Source organism: Nodosilinea sp. LEGE 07088, assembly GCF_015207395.1.
Classification (GTDB): domain Bacteria; phylum Cyanobacteriota; class Cyanobacteriia; order Phormidesmidales; family Phormidesmidaceae; genus Nodosilinea.
In genome coordinates, this window is the sequence record NZ_JADEWX010000289.1 from 1 (window position 1) to 4,418 (window position 4,418).

The following is a 4,418-nucleotide window of genomic DNA, read 5'->3' on the forward strand; positions in this document are numbered from 1 at the left end:
CAGGCGATTTTTCGAGTTCTCAGAGGATGAATCGTAGGGCCGACCCTCGCTGCTCCACGGACTATGACGATCACGTGCCTAGGGGATACGGTCTAGCACTACTTCTCTCTCAACATACAAGGGGAGCTAGGGAGCCAAGCGATCCGGAACGGTGGACATAGTTCAGCCTTCGAGTACTAGTTGCGGACAGCAGAATTGTTGGCTGAATTGTCGGTAGCAGGAGCCTCGGCAGGCGCGTCATCGAGACCGCCCCAGCGCCCCAGGGGCCAAAATCGCACCACCGCTCTACCGATGATGTTGTCTTTGGGCACAAACCCCCAAACCCGGCTGTCATAACTGTTGTTGCGGTTATCGCCCATCACCAAATAGGCGTCTTCAGGCACAGTGGTGGGGCCATAGGGATCGTTGGGAGGCTCGGCAATGTAGGGCTCAACCAGCGCCTCGCCGTTGCGGAATACCACGCCGTCGCGAACCTCGATCACATCTCCGGGGATGCCAATGACGCGCTTGATAAAGGCATCGCGCCGCTGCCCCGGCGGCGTCAGGCTGTCGGGGGGCCAAAACACCACAATATCGCCGTGCTGGGGAGGGTTGAAGCGGTAGCTAATTTTTTCGATCACTAGGCGATCTTGAACCTGTAGAGTGGGCTCCATGGAGCCGGAGGGGATGTACCGTGCTTCTGCAACAAAATATCGGATCCCGCCCGCTAACAGCAGACTGAGCGAAATGGTCTGTAGCACCTCAACCCAGGGATTGGGTTGAGGTGCCTGCACTTTGGCCTCTGGAACCGAATTGAGAGCAGAGTCGGCCGGTAGCGAAGTTTTATCAGACGGATCGGTCACAGAGGTGTCCCCGGAGCTACAGGTAAGGGTTAGCTAGAATAGCCCTTGAGGCTGCCCGATAGAGGCTCAACCCTAGAGTCTGTCCTAGTGTAGTCGATCTATTTTGCCCCACCCTCCCTAGATCAAAAGGGGAGCTGAGCAACCATGAGCGGGGCACTGACAGGCTTACTCCAATATGCAGAATTGGTTTAGAACGAGTATTTCCTAGGGTGTAACAGAGGCCAGATCTTCTGACCACAACCCCTTTGCCTCTAGCCAGGGGCGACTGTAAATGCGCGACTGGTAACGCGAGCCACTGTCGCACAGCACGGTCACAATGGTGTGGCCGGGGCCAAGCTGCTGGGCCATGGCCACTGCCGCTGCCACATTGATGCCCACTGAGCCGCCCATAAACAGGCCATCCTGATAGAGCAGTTGGTAAATGATCCGCAGAGCCTCTGGGTCTGTGATTTGAATGGCGTCGTCGATGGGAACGTCTTCCATATTGGCGGTGATGCGGCTATTGCCAATGCCTTCGGTCACAGAGTTGCCCTCGATATTGACCTCCCCGGTTTTGATATAGCTGTAGAGACCGCTACCCATGGGGTCGGCCACCACGCAGCGAATGTTGGGGTTTTTTTCTTTGAGAAATAGGGCGGTGCCAGCGTAGGTGCCCCCCGTGCCGGTGGCGGCGACCCAGCCAGCCACGGTGCCATCGGTTTGGGCCCAGATCTCGGGGCCGGTGGTTTCGTAGTGGGCCTGGCGATTGGCCAAGTTGTCGAACTGGTTGGCCCAGATGGCGTTGTCGAGCTCGGCGGCGACGCGACCCGAGAGTTTGACGTAGTTGTTGGGGTCGCGGTAGGGCACCGCGGGCACCGTGCGTACCTCGGCCCCGAGAGTCCGCAGCAGGTCAATTTTTTCCTGGGACTGGGTCTCGGGAATGATGATCAGGCAGCGGTAGCCCTTGGCATTGCAGATATGGGCCAGGCCGATGCCAGTGTTGCCGGCGGTGCCTTCGACCACGGTGCCACCGGGCTTGAGCAGCCCCTTGGCTTCGGCGTCGTTAATGATATAGAGCGCGGCGCGGTCTTTGACCGACCCGCCGGGGTTGAGAAATTCTGCCTTGCCGAGAATATTGCAGCCGGTGGCCTCGCTGACGCTGTTGAGACGAATGAGGGGGGTATTCCCCACCGTGGCGACAAAACCCTGTTTGATATCCATGCCTTCTGTAACCGTTGACAACTGCCTGCTGCGTCGGGGGCAACGCTGACCCAACGATCTGGCGCAGGTCGCCCTTTCATCCTACGGTGAAACGACGGGCTTCTCGGCTAGAATCGGGGTGCTTTCTGCCCTTTTTATCTGCGATCGCAGACTCTTTGTCGGGCTCTGGTACCCTGGGGCCGCCTATCAGATCGCCCCTCTGGACCCCAGGCCGGGGAACTCGATGGGGCCAGGGGGGCTGAAATCGCTAGCTGTTTTGCCTTGCCTCTATGAAAACCCTCCAGGCCCTAATCTTTGATGTCGATGGCACCCTGGCCGAAACCGAGCGGGATGGGCACCGGGTGGCGTTTAACCTCGCCTTTGAAGAATTTGGCCTGCCCTGGCACTGGCCCATCGGTCTCTACGGCCAGCTGCTGCGGGTGGCGGGGGGCAAAGAGCGCATTCGTTACTATATCGATCGCTACCAATCGACGTTTCAGCCGGGCAATATAGACCATCTAGTTGTGGCCCTGCACCAGGCTAAGGCCCGCCACTTTCAGGCTCTAGTCGAGCGCAATGTGATTCCGTTGCGGCCCGGGGTGCGGCGGTTGATTGCAGCGGCCCAGCAGCAGGGGGTGCGGCTGGCGATCGCCACCACCAGCGCCAAAGACAGCGTCATTCCACTGCTAGAGCATTTGCTGGGGCCAGAGTCGCCCACCTGGTTTGAAATCATCGCCGCTGGCGACATGGTGCCCGCCAAAAAGCCCGCCCCCGATATCTACCAGCTGGTGATCACCGCCATGGATCTCACCCCCGCCACCTGCCTGGTGATCGAAGATAGCCCCCAGGGGCTAGAGGCCGCGATCGCCGCTGGCCTCACCACCGTCGTCACCGTTAACGACTACACCCGCCGCTGCGCCCTGCCCGGCGCCAGCCTCGTCATCAGCCACCTGGGGGAACCCAGCCAGCCCTTCGAAGTGCTCTGGGGCGACGCCTACAACGCCTACTATTTCTCCCTAGATTTGGCCCAGGCGCTGTTACATCCGTAGTCCCCCCCCCAAAAACAGCCCAAACAAGCTGCACCAATCCAAAATCCAAAATCCCGAACCAACCCACCCCTGCCCCTCCCAGGAGGGGAAATCCAAAACCTAAAATCCAAAATTCAAAATTTTCCATGTCTCTGTCCCAAACCCTCTGGCAAACCCACCACGATCTCGCCACCGCCTGCCTGCACCATCCCTTCGTGCAAGGTCTGGGCGATGGCACCCTGCCGGTGGAGAAATTTGCCTACTACGTCGGCCAAGACGCCTTCTTTCTCGACGCCTTTGCCCGCGCCTACAGCATCGCCGCCGCCAAAGCCCCCACCTGGGAGATGTTTCAAGTCTTTCACCAGCTGGCCGATGGGGTGCTGGCCGAGCTCAACCTGCACGGCAGCTATGCCCAGGAATGGGGCGTAGACCTGGCCCACGTCGCCCCCGGTGCCGCCACCCGCCGCTACACCGATTTTTTGCTCAGCACCGCCTGGGGCCAGGAACCGGGGGCGATCGCAGTGGCCATGGCCCCCTGCATGCGGCTCTATGCCTTTTTGGGCCAGTCGCTGGCGCAGCTCAACCCGCCCGCCCACCGCTATCGCCCCTGGATTGACACCTACAGCAGCGACCAGTTTGAACCCTTGGCAACCCAGCTCGAAGCGCTGCTCGATACCCACGCCGCCGACACCCCCGGCAACCAGGCCGCCTACCGCTACGCTATGGATTGCGAACTGGCTTTTTTTGAAGCCGCCTGGCAAATCAAGCTTTAATAGAGGCAGCCAGCGCCCAGCCCCATGCCAAAATTTTTATCTCCTACCGTCGCAGCGATAGCGAAGACGTAGCCGGACGCATCTACGATCGCCTGGCTGCCCACTTTGGCAAAGATGCCATTTTCAAAGATGTCGATGCCATCCCCATCGGCGTAGACGTGCGCGACTACATCAACGACAGCCTTAGCCAGTGCCCGGTGGTGCTGGCGATAATCGGCAACACCTGGCTGACGGTGACCGATAGCTACGGCAACCGCCGCCTCGACAACCCCGTCGACTGGGTGCGCCTCGAACTCGAAGAAGCCCTGAGGCGCAAAGGCCAGCTCATCGTAGTGCCGGTCTTGGTGCGGCGGGCCACCATGCCAGCACCCGATGCCTTGCCCCCGACCCTGGTCAACCTGGCCTATATCAACGCCGCCCAGGCCCGCCCCGACCCCGACTTCCACAGCGACATGAATCGGCTGATTGTGCAGCTAGAGCAGTATTTTGGTCAGTTAGACTCAGCACCTGCCCCTGGATCGACAGCAACAGATTCACCAAACCCGACCCCCCGCAAACCCGCTGCAACTTCTGCGCCCCCCAGCCCAACCGTAGGG

Annotated in this window: 5 protein-coding genes; 3 read left to right on the plus strand and 2 right to left on the minus strand. The window is 60.0% G+C overall.

What is annotated here, in order from left to right:
- Positions 1–176: 176 nt before the first annotated feature.
- A complete protein-coding gene (gene lepB, locus IQ254_RS29855; protein WP_369011372.1) occupies positions 177–773 on the minus strand; it encodes a signal peptidase I in 597 nt (198 codons plus the stop codon).
- A 273-nt stretch (positions 774–1,046) separates the two neighbouring features.
- Positions 1,047–2,042, minus strand: a complete 996-nt coding sequence (locus IQ254_RS29860) for a cysteine synthase A (protein WP_193969776.1) — start codon at positions 2,040–2,042, stop codon at positions 1,047–1,049.
- Positions 2,043–2,311: 269 nt separating this feature from the next.
- Between IQ254_RS29860 and IQ254_RS29865 the strand changes: the two genes are divergently transcribed.
- The 3 genes from IQ254_RS29865 to IQ254_RS29875 form a co-directional block, all read left to right on the plus strand.
- The gene (locus tag IQ254_RS29865) at positions 2,312–3,070 is read left to right on the plus strand and encodes an HAD-IA family hydrolase (RefSeq protein ID WP_193969777.1); all 759 of its coding nucleotides are present in this window, start codon (positions 2,312–2,314) and stop codon (positions 3,068–3,070) included.
- A 125-nt stretch (positions 3,071–3,195) separates the two neighbouring features.
- The gene (locus IQ254_RS29870) at positions 3,196–3,822 is read left to right on the plus strand and encodes a TenA family protein (RefSeq protein WP_193969778.1); all 627 of its coding nucleotides are present in this window, start codon (positions 3,196–3,198) and stop codon (positions 3,820–3,822) included.
- 38 nt (positions 3,823–3,860) lie between these two features.
- Positions 3,861–4,418, plus strand: a 558-nt coding sequence (locus IQ254_RS29875) for a toll/interleukin-1 receptor domain-containing protein (protein ID WP_313887616.1), incomplete at its 3' end; no start/stop codon positions are given.